The organism is Arthrobacter sp. SLBN-122, assembly GCF_006715165.1.
GTDB lineage: Bacteria > Actinomycetota > Actinomycetes > Actinomycetales > Micrococcaceae > Arthrobacter.
The window spans coordinates 489,091-507,249 of record NZ_VFMS01000001.1; the positions used below are offsets into that span (position 1 = coordinate 489,091).

Sequence of the window (18,159 nt, forward strand, 5' to 3'; positions counted from 1 at the left end):
GCCACTTAGGATGCTATTCCCATTCGATGGTTCCCGGCGGCTTGCTGGTGACGTCCAGCACCACACGGTTGACGCCGTCCACCTCGTTGGTGATCCGGCTGGAGATCCGGGCCAGGAGGTCGTAGGGCAGCCGTGACCAGTCCGCTGTCATGGCGTCCTCGGAGGAGACGGGGCGAAGCACGATGGGGTGCCCGTATGTGCGGCCGTCACCCATGACGCCCACACTGCGGACGTCTGCGAGCAGGACCACGGGCATCTGCCACACTTCGTTGTCCAGGCCGGCTGCCGTGAGCTCGGCGCGTGCGATGGCGTCTGCCTTGCGCAGCAGGTCCAGCCGCTCCTTGGTCACCTCGCCGACAATCCGGATGCCCAGGCCCGGGCCGGGGAACGGCTGGCGGCCAACGATCTCCTGCGGGAGGCCCAGCTGGGCGCCCACGGCGCGGACCTCGTCCTTGAACAGGGCGCGCAGCGGTTCAACGAGTTCGAACTGCAGGTCCTCGGGGAGGCCGCCCACGTTGTGGTGGCTCTTGATGTTCGCGGCACCTTCGCCGCCGCCGGACTCGACGACGTCGGGGTACAGGGTGCCCTGGACCAGGAACTTGATCTTTTCGCCGTGGGCAGCTGCCTCGGCGATGATGGCAAGTTCGGCTTCTTCGAAGGCGCGGATGAACTCGCGGCCGATGATCTTGCGCTTGGTTTCCGGATCGCTGACGCCGGCCAGGGCCGAGAGGAAGCGCTCCTGTTCGTTGGCCACGTACAGCTTCACGCCGGTGGCGGCCACGAAGTCGCGCTCCACCTGTTCGGCTTCGCCCTCACGCAGCAGACCGTGGTCAACGAACACACAGGTGAGCTGGTCACCCACGGCCCGCTGGACCAGGGCTGCGGCCACTGCGGAGTCAACGCCGCCGGAGAGGCCGCAGATGACCCGTGCGTCCCCCACCTGCTGGCGGATGCGCTCCACCTGCTCTTCCAAGATGTTGCCGGTGGTCCAGTTGGGCTCGAGCTTGGCGCCCTTGAAGAGGAAGTTCTCCAGCACCTGCTGGCCGTAGTCCGAGTGCTTGACCTCCGGGTGCCACTGAACCCCGTACAGGCACTTTTCCTCGTTGGCGAACGCTGCTACCTCGGCGCCGGCCGTGGTGGCCAGGACGTCGAACCCGGCAGGCGCCTCGTGGACGGAGTCGCCGTGGCTCATCCAGGTCTTCTGGTGCTGGGGCATGCCTTCCAGCACAGAGCGGCCATCACCCAGGATGGTGGTTTCGGTGGAGCCGTACTCCCGCAGTCCGGTCTTGTCCACCTTGCCGCCCAGGGCGTTGGCCATGGCCTGGAACCCATAGCAGATGCCAAAGACGGGGACGCCGGCTTCAAAGAGGTCGGCACCCACGCTCGGGGCGCCGTCGGCATAAACGCTCGAGGGCCCCCCGGAAAGGATGATGGCGGCGGGGTTCTTGGCCAGGAGCTGTTCGGTGGTGTACGTATGCGGAACCACTTCCGAATACACATTCGCTTCCCGGACGCGGCGGGCAATCAGCTGCGCGTACTGGGCACCGTAATCAACAACCAGCACCGGCTTCTGGGAAGTCTGGGATGCAGTGGGAGTAGTCACCGTAATAGCCTACTTGGCGCTATTGCACCGGCGCACCTTGAGACGCCGCGCTGTGATGGAGCAGACGTACGACGGCGGATGGCCACCAGGCAGGGCCCGGCACCTCAGCGGCCGGAACGGCAGTGGCTAGTAGCGCTGCGGCGCCTGCGGGTTGGCGGCCAGTTCGGCCTCCACCTCGGCGTGGAACTTCTTTTCGACAATGAAGGACAGGAACGGGACAACACCGCCAAGGGCCAGCAGGACCAGCTTCAGGAACGGCCAGCGCATCAGGGACCACAACCGGAAGTTGGAGATCAGGTACACCACGTACATCCAGCCGTGCACGATCAGGACCGTCACGGAGATGTTCACGCCGTTGAGCACCCCCGGCGGCTCCGCGTCGGCGAACCCGAAGCCGAACGGCTGCCCGGTCACCGCGTTGGTGCCGCCGGCGAACAGGTACTGCCCGAAGCCGTACCGGGCCACAAGTTCAGCGCACAGCAGGAGCAGCATGGTGCCGGTGAGGTAGGCCATGACCTTGTAGAACTTCAGGGCAGACCGGATCTGGGCCTCGGTACCGCCGAAGCGGCGCTTCTTCCCGGCCTTGCCGCCGGGGGCCTGTGCTGACGGGGTTGCCGGTTTCGGATCAATCATGGCTGTACCTTCTGCTGGTGCTGGTCAGGCTGCTGGTGCTGGTCAGGCTGCTGGTGTGGTCGCTGGTGGGGTTCGTGCCGCCCGTCGCCGTCGGTATTTTCGGCATCATCGAGGGCTTCTTCGAGGTCCCGGTGGTAGTCATCCTTGACCAGCCGCCACCAGATGAAGAGGGCAAAGCCGGCGAAGACCACCCACTCGATGGAGTAGAAGAGGTTGAGCCAGTTGATGCGCTGTGCCGGCGGCTGGGGGCCGATGTCCAGCGGCAGGAGGCTCCCCGGTACGGCGGCGGCACTGACGTCCTGGCCGCCCACCACCTCTGCGGTGGCCGACACGAAGCCCGGATAGCTGCTCACGTCCCAGTAGTTGATGAGCTCGGCCACGGACACAGCCGAGGCCTCCCCCGGCTTCGGTGCTTTCCCGGCCACGGGCGCCTCGGACGGCAGCAGCCTACCGGTCAGTTCAACAAGGCCCGACGGCGGTGCTGCCGCGTCCTGGGGTTCCGCCACCCACCCGCGTGCCACGGGGATCCAGGTCTGGGGTGTTGCAGCGACTCCGGTCAGTGTGGGGGCACCGTTGACGGCGAAGGCCGAGACCACCCAGTAGCCGCTCTTTCCGTCGTGGAGCCGGCCGGGAACCAGGACCTGTTTGTCCGCGCTGTATGTTCCCTGCGCGGTGACCATCTGGTCCGCGGCGCTGCCGTGGAAGAACTCACCGGGCTGCAGCGTGCTTGTCAGCTGCTGGACCTGCTCGGTAGCCGGGTTAACGGGCACTTCGGGTTGGGTGGAGCGGCCGAACTGCCACTGGCTGAGCAGCACGAAGACCCCGGAGAGCGCGATCGCGAAGATAAAGCCTGCGATCCATCGGGGCTTGAGGGCTGTTTTCCACACGTCTTAACCGTACTTCGTACTCTTGTAGAACAACTAAACGCCGGGACGCCCGGACCTGGAAAGGGCGGACATGCGGGCCTGGTGGTCCGGCCGGGCCTAGTGGTCGAAGAACACCAGGCTGGAGTTGATGAGTTCGGCGATCACTTCGGCGTCGTACGCCCGCCGGAGCGACTCCCGGAAGGATTCCTTGGACAGCGACCGTGCCAGGGTGGCCAGCACTTCGAGGTGGTCGGAGAAGGAACTGGCGGGGGTGGCGATCAGCAGGATGACCGTGGCGGGCCCGTCCGTGGCGCCGAAGTCCAGGGCATGGCCGTACTTGGCGATGCCCACCGCGATGGAGGTTTGGGAGACGAATTCGCTGCGCGCGTGCGGGAGCCCGATGCCGCCCGGGAGCCCTGTGGCCAGCTGGTGCTCGCGGGCATTGACGTTTTTCAGGAATCCGTCAAGATCCGAGATCCGCCCGGCAGCGTGCAGACGTTCCGCCAACTGGTTGGTGGCGTCGGTCTTGTCCTTCGCTTCCATTTCCAGGATCACCATGTCGGCAGTGGTGAGGTGGGCGTCATACGGGTCCAGTGGTTCCGCCAAGGCGTATCCCTTCAGTCAGCGGTGCAGGGCTAGCGGGCCCCTCAGCGCAAGGGCACGATGTCTTCCGCGCCCAGGCGGGCGGCGTCTGCGGATTCGTCGTCCGGCTGTTGCTGGCTGAGGCGTTCGGCTTCCACGCGGGCAATGTAGTGGCGGATCTCGTTTTCACGCTGCGCGTCACTCCAGCCAAGGACGTCACCCATCAGTTTAGCGACAACAGGGGCAGCGGACACGCCGCGGTCCCAGGCTTCGATGGAAATACGCGTCCGCCGGGTCAGGACGTCCTGGACGTGGCGGGCACCCTCATGGCTTGCGGCGTAGACGGCCTCGGCCTGCAGGTAGTCGTCGGCTCCCGGGAGGGGCTCGGCCAGTTCCGGGTTCTGCTCGATGATGGCCAGCACCTCGGGCGTCATCGATCCGTACCTGTTGAGCAGATGCTCGATCCGGGCCACGTGGACCCCGGATTCCTCAGCGGTGCGGTTCCGGCGGTTCCACGCGGCCCGGAAGCCACTGGCGCCCAGCAGCGGGATGGTTTCCGTGCAGCTCGGCGGGACCCGTTCGTCCATGGTTCGCGTTGCCTCGTCCACCGCGTCCTTGGCCATTACCCGGTAGGTGGTCCACTTGCCGCCGGCCACCACCACCAGGCCGGGGACCGGGTGCGCCACCACGTGCTCGCGGGACAGCTTGGCCGTGGAGTCGTTTTCGCCGGCCAGCAGCGGCCGGAGCCCGGCATACACGCCTTCCACGTCCTCCCTGGTCAGCGGCCGCTTCAACACCTGGTTGACGTGCTCCAGGACGTAGTCGATGTCCTTGCTTGACGCAGCCGGGTGGGCCTTGTCCAGGTGCCAGTCGGTGTCAGTGGTGCCGATGATCCAGTGGCGTCCCCACGGAATGACGAAGAGCACCGACTTTTCCGTGCGCAGGATCAGGCCCACGGTGGACTGGAAACGGTCGCGCGGAACCACCAGGTGGATGCCCTTGGAGGCCCGGACCTTCAACTGGCCCCGGTCGGTCACCATGGCCTGGGTTTCATCGGTCCAGACTCCCGTGGCGTTGATGACCTGCTTGGCGCGGATACCGAACTGCGTTCCGTCCTCGCGGTTTTCGACCTTGGCTCCGACCACCCGCTCGCCCTCGCGGAGGAAGTCCACCACGGCCACCTGGTTCACGGCATGGGCCCCGTAATAGGCGGCGGTTCGGACCAGGTTTGCGACGTATTTCGCGTCATCCACCTGGCCGTCGTAGTACCGGATGGAGCCCACGAAAGCGTCATTTTTCAGGCTGGGGGCGGCGCGCAGGGTACCGCGCTTGCTCAGGTGTTTGTGGAAAGGGACCCCGCGGCTGTGTCCGCTGGAGACGGACAGGACGTCATACAGTGCGATGCCCGCCCCGACGTAGGGGCGCTCGATGAACGGTTTGGTCAGTGGATACAGGAAGGGCACCGGCCGGGCAAGGTGGGGGGCAATTTCGGAGAGCAGCAGCCCGCGTTCCTGCAGGGCCTCCTTGACCAGGGCGAAGTCGAGCATCTCCAGGTAGCGCAGGCCGCCGTGGATGAGTTTCGAAGAACGCGACGACGTGCCGGCAGCCCAGTCGCTTGCCTCGACGATGCCCACGCTCAAGCCCCGGGTCACCGCGTCCAATGCGGCTCCCGCGCCCACGATGCCGCCGCCGACAATCAGGATGTCCAGTTCCTGGCCGGGTTCGGTGGTGGCGCGCAACCGCTGGATGGATGCTTCCCTGGCTTCGGGGCCAAGGACCCCGCCGTTTGCAGGAACACTCTTCATTGAACGCCTCCAGTGCCGCTAGTGCCGGTAGTAAACCCACACTACTTGCTGGCGGCGTGCTTTGGGCAGGGCGGGAGGTGCCCGCCCTGCCCTGCGCGTCAGTTGCCTGCGTAAGGCGATACGACGACGTCGACCCGCTGGAATTCCTTCAGGTCCGAATAGCCGGTGGTCGCCATGGAGCGCCGCAGCGCGCCAATAAGGTTGGACGTGCCGTTGGTGTGGTGGCCAGGTCCGAAGAGGACCTCCTCCAGCGGACCCACGGTGCCGACGTTGGCGCGGTCGCCGCGCGGCAGTTCCAGGTGGTGCGCCTCCTGGCCCCAGTGCCAGCCCTTGCCCGGCGCCTCTTCGGCGCGGGCCAGCGCGCTGCCCAGCATGACGGCGTCGGCGCCCATGGCAATTGCCTTGACGATGTCACCCGAGGTGCCCATGCCGCCGTCGGCAATGACGTGCACGTAGCGGCCGCCGGACTCGTCCATGTAATCGCGGCGGGCGGCAGCGACGTCGGAGATGGCGGACGCCATGGGCGAGTGGATGCCCAGGGCGCGGCGCGTGGTGGTGGTTGCGCCGCCGCCGAAGCCCACCAGCACGCCTGCCGCGCCGGTGCGCATGAGGTGCAGCGCCGGGGTGTAGCCCGCCGCGCCGCCGACGATGACGGGGACGTCGAGTTCGTAGATGAACTGCTTGAGGTTCAGCGGTTCGTGGTCCTTGGAGACGTGCTCGGCGGACACGGTGGTGCCGCGGATGACGAAGATGTCGACGCCGGCAGCCACCACGGTCTTGTAGTGCTCCTGGGTGCGCTGCGGGGTCAGCGAACCGGCGACGGTGACACCGGCCTCCCGGATCTCGGCCAGGCGGGACGTGATGAGTTCGGGCTGGATGGGGGCCTTGTACAGTTCCTGCATCCGGCCGGTGACGGCGGGGCTGTTGGTCTCGTCCTGGAGCGCCGCGATCTCGTCGAGGATGGCCTGCGGGTCCTCGTAGCGGGTCCAGAGGCCTTCGAGGTCGAGGACGCCCAGGCCGCCGAGCTTGCCCAGGGTGATGGCGGTCGCCGGGGACATGGCGGAGTCCATCGGGGCCGCGATGACCGGCATGTCGAACTGGTACGCGTCGATCTGCCAGGAGACGGAAACGTCCTTGGGGTCGCGGGTGCGACGGTTGGGGACGATTGCAATGTCATCCAGGGAGTAGGCACGACGCCCACGCTTGCCACGGCCGATCTCGATCTCATAAGTCACTGCTCTAGGTTATCCCAGCGGCCCCGCAGGTCCCGGACGGTGGCTACAGTGGCTTGATGGGCAGACGCTGGGTCTTCGACGGGCACATCGCCGGCATTGGCACGGCCTCCGGGCTGCGCGCGGTGGTTGGCATGTGGCAGGAGTCCCCTTTCGGGGCCTTCTCTGACGTCATGCTGCAGCAGCCCTCCGGACACCGGCTGTTGCTGGCGCCGTCCCCCGAGGTGGCGGAATTCATCGCGGCAACCTACAGCTTCGATGAGGTGCAGGTTATGGACGTCCGGGCGTCGCTGACGGAGGGAACCTTGGCGGTCGACGCCGGCCCGCTGGCGATCCGGGCAGTCACCGGAGCGAGGACGAACCTTGGTTCGGCGCTGCGGGCAGTGCCCCGGCGCCTTGCAGTCCATCCGCGTTGGTTGTCAGCGGTCAGTCCAATGGCCGCCCTCGTAGCTCCCGGCGCCCGCACCTACGGCACGGCGGGCAGCGGCAGGGCCGAGTATTACGGGGTGACGGACCTGCATCACGTGGCCTCCGCCGTCGTGTCGTGGGAAGGCGCCGGCGCCGGGGCACTGGCCTCCATAAGCCCCGCGGTGACCTTCGGCTTCAGCAGCGTCCCGCCGCGGCCCAGTGTGGCGCGGGTGCGCACCACCGTTGTGGAGGCTTAGAGCCCTGTCGGCTCTTCCACCGTGAGCTGGGATTCGAACATCCGGAAGTAGCGTCCGCGCAAAGCCACCAGTTCCTTATGGGTGCCCTGCTCCACGATCTGCCCGTCCTCCAGCATGTACACGATGTCGGCCTTCTCGATGGTGGCCAGCCGGTGGCTGATGGCAATGATGGTGCTACTGCGGTCTGCGAAGAGGCGGGTAAAGATCCTGTGCTCGGCCAGCGCATCAATGGCCGAGGTGGGCTCGTCCATCACCATGAAGGACGCGTCGCGGTAAAAGTTCCGGGCCATGGCCAACCGCTGCCACTGGCCTCCGCTCAGGCCGCTGCCCTTCCGGCCGCGCGGGTCCTCCATCCAGTTGCTGACGTGGTTGTCCAGGCCGTTGGGCAGTTTGTTGATGAACTCCAGGGCCTCGGCATCGGCGGCGGCGCGCCGGATCCGCCCGTCGTCGCGCGGGCTGTCCACATCACCGAAGTAGATGTTTTCCGCGGCGGTAGCGAACTCGTACTTGAGGAACTCCTGACTCAGCACCGCCAGATGGCGGTGCCAGGAGGTGACGTCGACGGCGGCGAGATCCACGCCGTCGAGCAGCACCTGGCCGGAGTCTGGACGGTAAAGGCCGGCAAGGATGCGGATCAGCGTGGATTTGCCGGCGCCGTTCTCCCCCACGATGGCAATGTGCTGGCCTTGGCGGATGGTCAGGCCGATTCCCCGGATCACTTCAATATCGCTGCCCGTGTACGTGAAGCGGATGTCCTTCAGCTCTACTTCCCTGGGCGCTTCCGGCAGCGGCGGGGCGTGTTCGGAGTGCACGGGCATCGCCATGAACAGCTCGTAGTCCTTCAGGTTGGCCAAGTCCTCGTCGATGGAGCTCAGGGAGGACACCAGGTTGTTCGCGGTGGACAAAGCGCGGCTGACGATCTGCTGCACGTACAGGAACTGGCCGACAGGCTGGGCGCGCGCGATGATCTGCCCCACCACCCAGATCAGGGAGACCACCTCCGCGCCGTACTGGAGCGCATCCGCGGCCAGTTGTTTGGGGATGTAGCGCCGCTGGTAGTCGAGCCGGCGCCGCTCATCCGCGTCCCGGAGCCGGGCACGGAGGTCCATGAGGAAGCCGACAATGCCGTAGAGCCGCATTTCAGCAATATGCTGCGGGCGGAGCAGGTTCTGCTCGATCATGCGGCGCTGCCGGCGTGAATCAACCTGAGTGTTCCAGTGGGCGATCTGTTCGCGGGACAGCTTGAACTGCAGGTACACGCTGGGCACGATTGCCACGAGGACAATGACGGCGATCCACCAGCTGACCAGCAACAGGGCGCCGATGGCAAGGATGACCGAGACCAGCTGCGTGAAAATGGCAGCGATTCGGTCCAGCACCCGGGCGTAGGAATCTGAAAACCTCTTGGCGCGGTCATAGAGGTCAACGGTTTCCTTGTCGTCGTAGCGCCAAAACTCCAGGGCCAGGAAGCGCTCGTACATTTGGTCACCCACGATGGCGCCCACCTTGAAGCTCATCAGCTGCTGGATATAGCGGTCCACACTGTTGAAGGCACCCCAGAACAGGCCGAGCGCGGCGGTGATGATGACGTAGACAATTGCCCGCTGCCCTGCACCGGCGTCACCGGCGTACGCCGCGGCCAGGGCCGTGGTGGTGAGCGATGCGAAGAATGTGGTGACCAACGGCAGCACGGCCGAGATCAGCGAGCCGAGCACCTTCATGACAACAGCGCCGGGTGAGGCGCGGAAACTGACCCGCAGCACCTGGGCTACGGCCTGGACATAGGGACGAAGGGCCAGCCGCTTTTGCGGATCACGTTTGGGCGTCAGTTCCGCCGGATGGCGCGGTTGGGACATGGAATCAGCCTAGTGCTGGGCCAGAGCTAAAAGGGCAGCGCCGAACGATCCGCCAAGGACGGGAGTCACGGGTCAGACCGGCAGCACGAACGGCTTCGCGAAGAAATCCGCCCAAACGGGGTCCTCCGGTGACAGGTCATCAGGATCGATGAGGGTGTCGTCGTCCGGTTCCCACGGTGGGAGATCCTCGGGGAGGGCGTCGACGCAGGCGGTCGCGGCGAAGGCTGACAACATCCCCGGTGGCCAGTGGGTTGGTTCGTGGTCGTGGTGTTCGGGTTTATAGTGCCGGCCTGTTGGGGAAGTCCAGCCCGGCGGTCCGTTGTGCGTTGCGGCATCCGGGATCCAGGGCCGGGCGTGCTTGAGCCGGTGATGTTTTGGGCAGAGTTGTGCCAGGTTGCTGGTGCCGGTGGTGCCGCCGTGTTTCCAGGCGGTGAGGTGGTCGGTGTCGTTGTCCGGGGTGCGGTTGTTGCAGCCGGGGAAGGTGCATTTTCCGTCCCGCATGCGAATCCATTGTTTGATGGTTTCCGTGAGCCGGTAGCGGGTGCGGCCGATCTCCACGGGTGCCCCGTCGCGGGGGTCGACCAGGACCCGGTAGAACGAGTCCGCCCCGTCCGCGACGAGTTTGCGTGCCATGGAGGCCGGGATGGGGCCGTGGCCGTCCAGTTCTGCGGGTTCGTCCGTGACACTGAGCAGGGAGAACACTGGCACCATGACCAGGACGTCTGCCCGCGGAGTGGGGACCTGGGCTATCCCGGTGGTGCCTGCCGTGGGGGAACTGCTGTCTGTACCCGGCCCGCTTCCGGAGAAGGTGGCGGTGTCAGCGGTGGCGGTGTTTTCTGGACCGGGAAGCAGGCCTGTCCCGAGGAGCAGTGATGCTGCGATGTCTGGGCGGAGCTGGGTGAGGGTGCGGGGTTCGTCGGGACCTTGGAGGCCGCGGGCGGTGGCGGTGGTGCGATTCCAGATCGCCGAAGCGGTGTCGCCGGGAAGACAGAGCGTAATCCTGGCCATGCCGTCGCGGTCCGGGGTGTATTCCATCCGCCGGTCCGCGACGCCCTTCGCGTGCCGCTTTTGCAATGTTTCGGGGTGGTGGCGTTCGCGCCAGGTGCGGACTTTGACCCGGAATCGCGATGGCACGAGTTCACCGGGGGCGGCCCCGCGGGCCGGCTTGGGGGCGTCGGGGTCGAAGAAGTGCGCCACCAGGGCGGCGGCGCCGACGGGGGTGAGGCCTTCGGTTTCGTCGGCAACAATCCTGGCGTGCTGCCAGGACAGGTCCCCGGCGGCCAAAGCGTCCATCACCGGCGGCAGGGCACAGACCCGCCGGGACTGGTCCACGAACGCCCCGGCAGCGCCGGAGCTGATGGTCAGGACCCCCGCGATCTCCTCCACCGCTGACATCTCCGCAAACGTCCGCTCATGTACCGGGGCGTCCGGGACAAGCATCGCGTGCTGGAACCCGACGCACTCCACCGCATCACGGGCCTTGACCACAGCGAGCTGCGCCTCCAGCCGCTTCACCACCTCCAGCCGGGTCAGCCGGAGCTCATACCGCCGCTGCAACACATCAACATCAGTACCCGCATGAGCGTCGCAAGCCAAAGCAGCATCCTCAAGGGCCAGCGCATCCAAGGCAGCAACAGAGGCATGAACACCCCTCAAAGCCACTCCACCACTGCCGCTGATCGTCATGCAAACATCATCCAACGAGGCACTGACATTCAAAGACAGGGATGCAGCGCGGAGGGAAAACAAAGGAGGCAAGGCCGAAACCTTGCCTCCTCGTGTTCACGCTCTAGTCAGCGAAACGCGACGCCCAGCCTAGCGGGAACCGTAGTTCGGTGCTTCGACCGTCATCTGGATGTCGTGCGGGTGCGATTCCTTCAGCCCGGCAGAAGTAATCCGGACAAACTTGCCGCGGGCCTTCAGCTCGGGGATCGTCGGCGCACCGGTGTAGAACATGGTCTGGCGCAGGCCGCCCACCAGCTGGTAGGCCACGGAGGAAAGTGGTCCGCGGTAAGCCACTCGGCCTTCGATGCCTTCGGGGATCAACTTGTCGTCGCCGGACACGTCGGCCTGGAAGTAGCGGTCCTTCGAGTAGGACGTGTTCTTGCCGCGGGACTGCATGGCGCCCAGGGAGCCCATGCCGCGGTAGGACTTGAACTGCTTGCCGTTGACGAAGATCAGCTCACCCGGGGACTCGTCGCAGCCGGCCAGGAGCGAGCCCAGCATGACGGTATCGGCTCCGGCCACCAGCGCCTTGCCGATGTCGCCCGAGTACTGCAGGCCGCCGTCGGCGATCAGCGGCACGCCGGCCGGGATGGCAGCCTTGGCGGATTCGTAAATGGCGGTGATCTGCGGGACGCCCACGCCTGCCACCACGCGGGTGGTGCAGATGGATCCGGGACCGACGCCCACCTTGATGCCGTCGGCGCCGGCGTCGATCAGTGCCTGGGCCCCTTCGCGGGTGGCGGCCTGGCCGCCGATGATGTCCACGTGCGCGGCGACGGGGTCCGACTTCAGCCGGCGGATCATGTCCAGCACACCCTGGGAGTGTCCGTTGGCGGTGTCCACGAACAGGGCGTCGACGCCGGCATCGACCAGTGCCATGGCCCGCTCCCAGCCGTCCCCGAAGAAGCCGATGGCGGCGCCCACGCGGAGGCGGCCTTCGTCGTCCTTGGTGGCGAGCGGGTACTGCTCGGCCTTGGTGAAGTCCTTGGTGGTGATCAGGCCCTTGAGCCGGCCCTGGTCGTCCACCAGCGGGAGCTTCTCGATCTTGTTGGTTGCCAGCTTGTGCGAGGCCTCCTCGCGGCTGATCCCTACGTGCCCCGTTACCAGGGGCATCTTGGTCATGACGTCGCTGACAAGCCGCAGCGGGAAGTCCGATTCGGGGACGAAGCGGGTGTCGCGGTTGGTGACGATGCCCAGGAGGCGGTTGTCCTCATCCACCACGGGCAGGCCGGAAACACGGTAGTGGGCGCAGAGATCGTCCAGTTCACGCAGCGTGGCTTCGGGGCGAATGGTCAGCGGGTTGGTGATCATCCCGGATTCGCTCCGCTTGACCCGGTCCACCTGGTCGGCCTGGTCGGCGATGGACAGGTTGCGGTGCACCACGCCCAGACCGCCCTGGCGTGCCATGGCGATGGCCATGCGGGATTCGGTGACGGTATCCATGGCCGCGGAAAGCAGCGGGGTCTGCACGGTGATCCGCTTGGAGATCCGCGAGGAGGTGTCTGCCTCGGACGGGATGACGTTGGTGTGGCCCGGCAGGAGCAGGACGTCGTCGTAGGTCAGGCCGATAAAGCCAAAGGGGTCGTGTTGGGGCTCGGTCATGAGTGCGCCTCTTACCTTGGTTGCTGGGTCACGGGTAGGGGTTGCAGCCGATGACCAGCCCGTTATTACGGAACTGGCCTGTGCAGACGATCCTGCGGGAGCACCATGCAAGGACGGCGTTCCGGGGGCAGAAAGTGTTGAGTAAATATTAGAACCTCGGCGACGATCCCCCTATTCCACGCCGCCAATGTGAGCAACCGCACCCGAAAGACGTATTCAGCTCCAGCCGGTCGCGGCCAGCAGCCGCTGCTCGAACATTGGGATCATGGTCTCCACATAGGTCCTGGTGAGATGGTTGTCGTCCTTGTAGACGTACACGTTTCCCACCACGGCAGGGCAGACGCCCCGGGCACAGATGAAGTCGCTCATGTCCATCAGGTGCAGCCCTGGCAGCTTGCCCCGGTAATTCTCCAACGGCGACGGCTCCACCAGCGATTCGGCCAGCGGCGGGTTGCAGGCAGGCGCGTCCGCACCGTTCCGCTGGGCGCACTGGGGCATGTTGAAGGTGAACCGCGGGTTGTCGCGGATGCCCACGATCTCGATTCCCGCGTCAGCGAACGGCTTCACGCCATCCAGGTATCCCGGCACTTCGGTTTCGAACGGGGCGTCCTCATGGGTCAGCGACGCCACCGTGAACACCGCATCCGGGCGGTGTTCCAGGACGTAGGCGGAGCTGGCCTTGTTGTAGGCGTTGCATTCGGCATTCCTGGCCTCCGATTCGGCGCCGAACCGGCATGCAGGCATCAGCAGGGTCACCAGTTCCCAGCCGCGGGCGGCTGCCACGGGAGCCAGCGCGGCCAGGTACTGCTGGGCATGGGAATCCCCCAGCACCACGATGCGCCTGGTGGACGGTTCCTCCGGAAGTTCCTGCCGGCATCCCTCCAGGATGGGGTCGCTGGTGGCGTTGACGCCGGTGCAGGGCGAGTCGATGCCGGCCCAGTCATTGTCCAGGGCGGTGGGCCCGGGGATGGTTCGAGCCCTGGGCGCGGGCGTGTTTTCGTTCTCCGGGGTGAGCGCACGGGCCCCGGGCGTGAGCTCACGGGGCTGGGCCGCCGTCGCGCTTTCCTCCGCGGTGAGCGACGTCTGCCAGACGGCGACAGGCCCGGCCAGCAGGGCACCGCAGGCAACAATGACGACGGCGGTCCGCCAGGCGCGCAGCTTGGGCCAATGCCAGTCGCGCAGCGGCTTTTCAACAAAGCGGGTGGTGAGGACAGCGAGCACGATGGAGGCGCCGACGATGCCCAGTCCCTGTTTGAGGTTGGGCGCCTCGACGCCGGTGGCCGCGAGCGCCAGCACCAGGACGGGCCAGTGCCAGAGGTACAGGGCGTAGGAGTTGTCACCCAGGGCGACGGCGGGACGGCTGCTGAGGAGCCGGTCCACGCCGAAGCGGCAGCCCGTTTGCCCGGCAATGATGATGGCCGCCGCAGCCAGCGTGGGCCACAGCGCCACGTACCCGGGGAAGGACCTGTCGACGGTCAGTACCAGCCCGCAGGACACCATGGCTGCCAGTCCGGCCCAGCCCAGCGCCACCCTCACTATGCGGCCGGGCTTCAGGTAGGGCAGCGCCAGCGCCAGCAAGGATCCCAGCGCAAACTCCCAGAGCCGGGCGCGGGTATCGAAGTATGCGTACGCCTGGTTGCTGGCGGTCTGGTTAATGGAGTAGGCCAGCGACACCACCAGCACAGCGCCAAAGACCACGGCCAACAACCCTCGATACGTGAGCCCCTGCAGGCGGGGAACCCGGCGCAGCAGGTTGAGCACGGCAGCGGTGGCGGCAAAGATCAGTGGCCACAGGATGAATACCTGGCCCTGGATGGACAGGGACCAGAAGTGCTGCAGCGGGCTGGCTCCCGCATGGTCCTGCGCGTAGTAGTCCACGGCCATGTCTGCCAGGAGCCCATTCTGCCGGTACAGCAGCGACGCCCATGCCTGGTCCAGTACCTGCGGCCAGCGGCCCTGCGGCAGGATCAGCCAGGTGCCCGCCAGGACCCCGAGGATCACCACGACGGCGGCGGGCAGCAGGCGCTTGAAAAGGTGCAGCCAGTGCGCCAGCAGGCGGAAGGGTTGGCCCGATTCTGCCTTGCGGACGAAGGACAGGGTGAGCAGGAAAGCCGAAATCAGCAGGAAGATATCCACGCCGCCCGAAACGCGGCCCAGCCAGACGTGGTATGCCACCACCATCAGGACTGCCAGGGCCCGGAGCCCCTGGACTTCGGGGCGGAAGGTTGGTTTTCGTTTCCTGTTTGCGGCACCAGACTGCGGTTCAGGTGCCTTCGGGGTTTCCGTTATCGACACTAGAACCTCTCAGAATTCCCACCAGCCAAAACAGCAAGCCTAGCCAAGGCGGTCTGCAACGGCCAATTACAGCCCGGCGTCGGACTATGCTGGCCCCAACCATCGAAGGGAGCCGGCGTGGTTGTCCAACTGCGGATTTGCGTGCCCGGGGAGCTGTCCGCCGTGACCCTGAAGACGTGCCGCGAGCAGCGGGGCGCGGCAGAAGTTGCGCTGGTACCGGGCGCGTCCGTGGTGCCGCAGGGCGATGTCATCGAGGTCCTGATCGCCCGGGAGTCGGTGGAGGAACTGCTCGAGAAGCTGGAAATCCTGAAGGTCCAGGACATGGGCTCCATCGCCATGAGCGCACCGGAATTCGTCCTCTCCAGGAATGCCGACCGTGCGGAGCAGGCGGCACCCGGGGACGGCGCGGACGCGGTGATCTGGGATGACGTGACGCGGCAAACGGGCGAGGATTCCCGCTTGACGTGGAACTTCATTGCCTTCCTGGTACTGGCAACCCAGCTCGCCGGGATCGGCATCGTGACGGACTCCCCCATTGCCATTGTGGGGGCCATGGCGGTGGGGCCTGAGTTCGGGCCACTGGCCGCCCTGGCCGTCTCGCTTGCCACCCGCCAGTGGAAGCTTGGCCGGCGCGCGGCTGTTGCGCTGTGCGTGGGCTTTCCGGTTGCCATGCTGTTGGCGGCGCTGACGGCGTGGCTGTCGGTGCCGCTCGGTCTTTTCCCGCGCGATGCGTTGGACAAGGGCTCTGCGGTGGAATTCATCTACCATCCGGGCCCGTATTCAATGATTGTGGCCGTCCTGGCCGGGATCGCCGGAATGCTCTCCATCATCGGCCGGCGCTCCGCGGCACTGATCGGCGTCTTCATCTCGGTAACCACCGTGCCGGCGGCAGGCTACGTTGCGGTGGCCTTGGTCCTTGGTGAATACCAGAAGGCGGCCGGCTCTGCCCTCCAGCTGCTGCTCAACCTCGTGGGCATCGTGGTGGCCGCCCTGGCGGTTTTGCTCTTTTACCGGATGGTTTACAGGCGGGTGCCCCACGGTGTGGCGCGGAGCCTCAGGCGGCAGCGGACACGGAGCCGCCGGTAGGCAGTGCCGGGTGACGCGGTTTTTTATGAACGAAGCAGGCCGCGCAGGGTCTGGATGGTGTCCGCTTCCGCCGGAGCCTTGTCGTCGCGGTAGCGCTTGACCCGGGCAAACCTCAGGGCGATGCCGCCCGGGTAGCGCGGCGACTGCTGCACGCCGTCGATCGCGATTTCGACGACAGTGACCGGCTCAACCCAGACAGTGCCGGCAGTGCGCCGCACCTCAAGCTCCTGGAATCTCTCCGTCTGCCACCGCAGCAATTCATCGGTGAGGCCCTTGAAGGTCTTGCCCACCATCACGTAGCCCCCGGGTTCACCGAACTCCCCCTCAGGGTCAAGGGCGCCCAGGTGCAGGTTGGACAGCGTCCCGGTGCGGCGTCCGGATCCCCACTCGCAGGCGAGCACCACCAGGTCGTACGTCAGCACCGGCTTGACCTTCACCCAGTTGGACCCGCGCCGGCCGGCCGCATAGGTGGAACCAATGGCCTTCACCACGACGCCCTCGTGCCCGGCGGCGAGCGCCTCCTGCGACACCCGCTCCGCGACGACCGGATCAGCCGTAACCTCTCCCGGTATCCGGTGCTCAGGCGCAATGCGCTCGAGCTCACTGATCCGGGCGGACAGCGGCTCGTCGAGCAGGTCCCGCCCGTCGAGATGCAGCACGTCGAAGAACCACGGATGCAGCAGCGTTTCCCGCGCTGCATCCGCACCAAAGCGCGCCATGGTTTCCTGGAACGGCCGCGGGCCGCCTTCCTCGTCCAGGGCCAGGGTTTCGCCGTCGAGGATCACGTCCCGCAGCGGCAGTCCGCGCACTACCTCCACTACCTCGGGGAGCCGGTGGGTGACGTCGGCCAGGTTGCGGGTGAAGATGCTGACGTCGTCGCCGGCCCGGTGCACCTGGATGCGGGCGCCGTCGAGCTTGTATTCCACAGACGCCTCCCCAGTGGCTTCCAGGGCTGCGCTTGGACTGCCCGCGGTGGCCGCGAGCATGGGCTGCACGGGGCGGCCCACTACCAGGCCGACGGCGTCGAGCTCGGCTTCGGTGCCCGTAAGGGCCAGCATGGCGGTTCCGCCCAGGTCCCCGGAAAGCATTGCAGCGCGGCGTACGGCGGCAACGGGCTTCCCGGCGGCCCGGGCAACGGCATCCGTCAGCACGCCCTCCAGGGCTCCGGTGCGCAGCTCGCCAAGGAGGACCCCGGCGATAAATGACTGCTCCGGCGCGGTTGCCGCCGCCATTAGCTTCCGCAGTGTAGCTGCGCGCCCGGCGCCCGATCCGGTACCCGCCGTGGCAAGCAGGCGGTCCAGGGCAGCGTCAAGGTCGGCCACGGTGAGGGTTGGCTCGACGGCGGGTTCCTCCCTGGCCGCAGCCACGGCGCTCCAGCCGACGCCCACGCGTCCCTGGCGGGGCTTGGCAACGAGCCAGCCCACCGCCGTCGGAATTTCCGCAGGCTCAAGCCGGACCAGCAGCTGGGCCAGCGCATCCACTTTCGCCAGCCGGGAACGGGTGGAGGTGACGGCCTCCGCGGTTTTAACGAGCTCAAGGAGCAGCATGGCACCATCCTGCCACGGCACTGGACAGGCCCACGGTCCGGTTCCAGAATGGGCGCATGGGACTCATCGCTGCGAACCTGTTCATCACCCTCGACGGCGTCTACCAGGCGCCCGGCGGCCGCGAAGAAGACCCTGAGGGCAGTTTCGCCTTTGGCGGCTGGCAGGCACCGGTGTCCGACGATGAGTCCGGCGCCGCCATTGCAGCTGGGATCGAGCGGATGGATGCCCTGCTCCTCGGGCGAAAAACCTATGACATCTTTGCCGCTTATTGGCCCCACCAGTCAGGGGACATCTCGGAGACGCTCAACCGGGTTCCCAAATTTGTGGTGTCCGGCTCCCTCACTGATCCGGCATGGGCAGGCACCACCGTGCTGCCGGATGCCATGGCGGCAGGCAGGCTGCGCGACGAGTACCAGCAGGTGCACATGTTCGGCAGCGGGGTCCTCATCCGATCACTGTTGGAGGCAGAGGTGCTGGACCGCCTCCATCTCTGGCTGTATCCGCTCACCCTGGGGCAGGGCAAGCGGCTGTTCGACGCCGGGACCATACCCGCCGCGTTCCGCCTCGCCGAGCCGGCACGCAGCTACCCCAAGGGTGCGGTGTCGCTGGTTTATGAGCGTGCAGGCGGAGTCGAAACGGCGGAGATGGACGCCGGCTGATAC

14 protein-coding genes are annotated in these 18,159 nt (G+C 66.5%); 3 read left to right on the plus strand and 11 right to left on the minus strand.

All coding sequences use genetic code 11. The features are described from left to right. Window positions 1-13: 13 nt before the first annotated feature. The 6 genes from guaA to FBY36_RS02210 all read right to left on the minus strand — a co-directional run bounded on the left by guaA (window position 14) and on the right by FBY36_RS02210 (window position 6,724). Window positions 14-1,603 carry a glutamine-hydrolyzing GMP synthase gene (gene guaA / locus FBY36_RS02185; protein ID WP_142117130.1) on the minus strand — a complete coding sequence of 530 codons (1,590 nt, stop codon included), beginning with the start codon at window positions 1,601-1,603 and terminating at the stop codon, window positions 14-16. A 126-nt stretch (window positions 1,604-1,729) separates the two neighbouring features. Then, entirely contained in the window at window positions 1,730-2,236 is a 507-nt protein-coding gene (locus FBY36_RS02190) for a DUF3817 domain-containing protein (protein ID WP_142031888.1), read from the minus strand. Next, window positions 2,233-3,123, minus strand: coding sequence for an SURF1 family protein (locus FBY36_RS02195; RefSeq protein WP_142117132.1), 891 nt, complete (start codon window positions 3,121-3,123; stop codon window positions 2,233-2,235). The genes FBY36_RS02190 and FBY36_RS02195 overlap by 4 nt, the downstream gene beginning before the upstream one ends. Window positions 3,124-3,219: 96 nt before the next feature. Further along, window positions 3,220-3,708 (minus strand): PTS sugar transporter subunit IIA, encoded by a 489-nt coding sequence (locus tag FBY36_RS02200; protein WP_142117134.1) that lies wholly within the window; start codon window positions 3,706-3,708, stop codon window positions 3,220-3,222. A 41-nt stretch (window positions 3,709-3,749) separates the two neighbouring features. Further along, window positions 3,750-5,489 (minus strand): glycerol-3-phosphate dehydrogenase/oxidase, encoded by a 1,740-nt coding sequence (locus FBY36_RS02205; RefSeq protein WP_142117135.1) that lies wholly within the window; start codon window positions 5,487-5,489, stop codon window positions 3,750-3,752. A 98-nt stretch (window positions 5,490-5,587) separates the two neighbouring features. Then, window positions 5,588-6,724, minus strand: a complete 1,137-nt coding sequence (locus tag FBY36_RS02210) for a GuaB3 family IMP dehydrogenase-related protein (protein ID WP_142031892.1) — start codon at window positions 6,722-6,724, stop codon at window positions 5,588-5,590. A gap of 56 nt (window positions 6,725-6,780) precedes the next feature. Here FBY36_RS02210 and FBY36_RS02215 point away from each other — a divergent pair, with 56 nt between their 5' ends. Beyond that, window positions 6,781-7,386, plus strand: a complete 606-nt coding sequence (locus tag FBY36_RS02215) for a hypothetical protein (protein WP_142117137.1) — start codon at window positions 6,781-6,783, stop codon at window positions 7,384-7,386. Here the strand turns inward: FBY36_RS02215 and FBY36_RS02220 are convergent. The 4 genes from FBY36_RS02220 to FBY36_RS02235 form a co-directional block, all read right to left on the minus strand. After that, the gene (locus FBY36_RS02220; protein ID WP_142117139.1) at window positions 7,383-9,242 is read right to left on the minus strand and encodes an ABC transporter ATP-binding protein; all 1,860 of its coding nucleotides are present in this window, start codon (window positions 9,240-9,242) and stop codon (window positions 7,383-7,385) included. The genes FBY36_RS02215 and FBY36_RS02220 overlap by 4 nt on opposite strands. A gap of 72 nt (window positions 9,243-9,314) precedes the next feature. Next, complete coding sequence (locus FBY36_RS02225; protein ID WP_142117140.1) at window positions 9,315-10,928, minus strand: HNH endonuclease signature motif containing protein; 1,614 nt, start codon at window positions 10,926-10,928, stop codon at window positions 9,315-9,317. Window positions 10,929-11,057: 129 nt separating this feature from the next. After that, a complete protein-coding gene (guaB, locus tag FBY36_RS02230) occupies window positions 11,058-12,569 on the minus strand; it encodes an IMP dehydrogenase (protein ID WP_142117142.1) in 1,512 nt (503 codons plus the stop codon). 216 nt (window positions 12,570-12,785) lie between these two features. Next, window positions 12,786-14,858 carry an acyltransferase family protein gene (locus FBY36_RS02235; RefSeq protein ID WP_142122442.1) on the minus strand — a complete coding sequence of 691 codons (2,073 nt, stop codon included), beginning with the start codon at window positions 14,856-14,858 and terminating at the stop codon, window positions 12,786-12,788. 123 nt (window positions 14,859-14,981) lie between these two features. On the opposite strand from FBY36_RS02235, the gene FBY36_RS02240 reads away from it, so the two are divergent. Then, window positions 14,982-15,950, plus strand: a complete 969-nt coding sequence (locus FBY36_RS02240) for a DUF389 domain-containing protein (RefSeq protein WP_142117143.1) — start codon at window positions 14,982-14,984, stop codon at window positions 15,948-15,950. 23 nt (window positions 15,951-15,973) lie between these two features. On the opposite strand, the gene FBY36_RS02245 is transcribed toward FBY36_RS02240, so the two are convergent. Beyond that, window positions 15,974-17,497, minus strand: a complete 1,524-nt coding sequence (locus FBY36_RS02245) for an ATP-dependent DNA ligase (RefSeq protein ID WP_142117145.1) — start codon at window positions 17,495-17,497, stop codon at window positions 15,974-15,976. 56 nt (window positions 17,498-17,553) lie between these two features. Here FBY36_RS02245 and FBY36_RS02250 point away from each other — a divergent pair, with 56 nt between their 5' ends. Continuing rightward, a complete protein-coding gene (locus tag FBY36_RS02250) occupies window positions 17,554-18,156 on the plus strand; it encodes a dihydrofolate reductase family protein (RefSeq protein ID WP_142117147.1) in 603 nt (200 codons plus the stop codon). Window positions 18,157-18,159 lie beyond the last annotated feature (3 nt).

What these genes read in the sequence shown, in the direction of transcription:
- FBY36_RS02190 (WP_142031888.1), bottom strand. Translation starts at nt 2,236, where the DNA reads ATGATTGATCCGAAACCGGCAACCCCGTCAGCACAGGCCCCCGGCGGC.
- FBY36_RS02205 (WP_142117135.1), bottom strand. Translation starts at nt 5,489, where the DNA reads ATGAAGAGTGTTCCTGCAAACGGCGGGGTCCTTGGCCCCGAAGCCAGG.
- FBY36_RS02215 (WP_142117137.1), top strand. Translation starts at nt 6,781, where the DNA reads ATGGGCAGACGCTGGGTCTTCGACGGGCACATCGCCGGCATTGGCACG.
- FBY36_RS02220 (WP_142117139.1), bottom strand. Translation starts at nt 9,242, where the DNA reads ATGTCCCAACCGCGCCATCCGGCGGAACTGACGCCCAAACGTGATCCG.
- FBY36_RS02225 (WP_142117140.1), bottom strand. Translation starts at nt 10,928, where the DNA reads ATGACGATCAGCGGCAGTGGTGGAGTGGCTTTGAGGGGTGTTCATGCC.
- guaB (WP_142117142.1), bottom strand. Translation starts at nt 12,569, where the DNA reads ATGACCGAGCCCCAACACGACCCCTTTGGCTTTATCGGCCTGACCTAC.
- FBY36_RS02245 (WP_142117145.1), bottom strand. Translation starts at nt 17,497, where the DNA reads ATGCTGCTCCTTGAGCTCGTTAAAACCGCGGAGGCCGTCACCTCCACC.
- FBY36_RS02250 (WP_142117147.1), top strand. Translation starts at nt 17,554, where the DNA reads ATGGGACTCATCGCTGCGAACCTGTTCATCACCCTCGACGGCGTCTAC.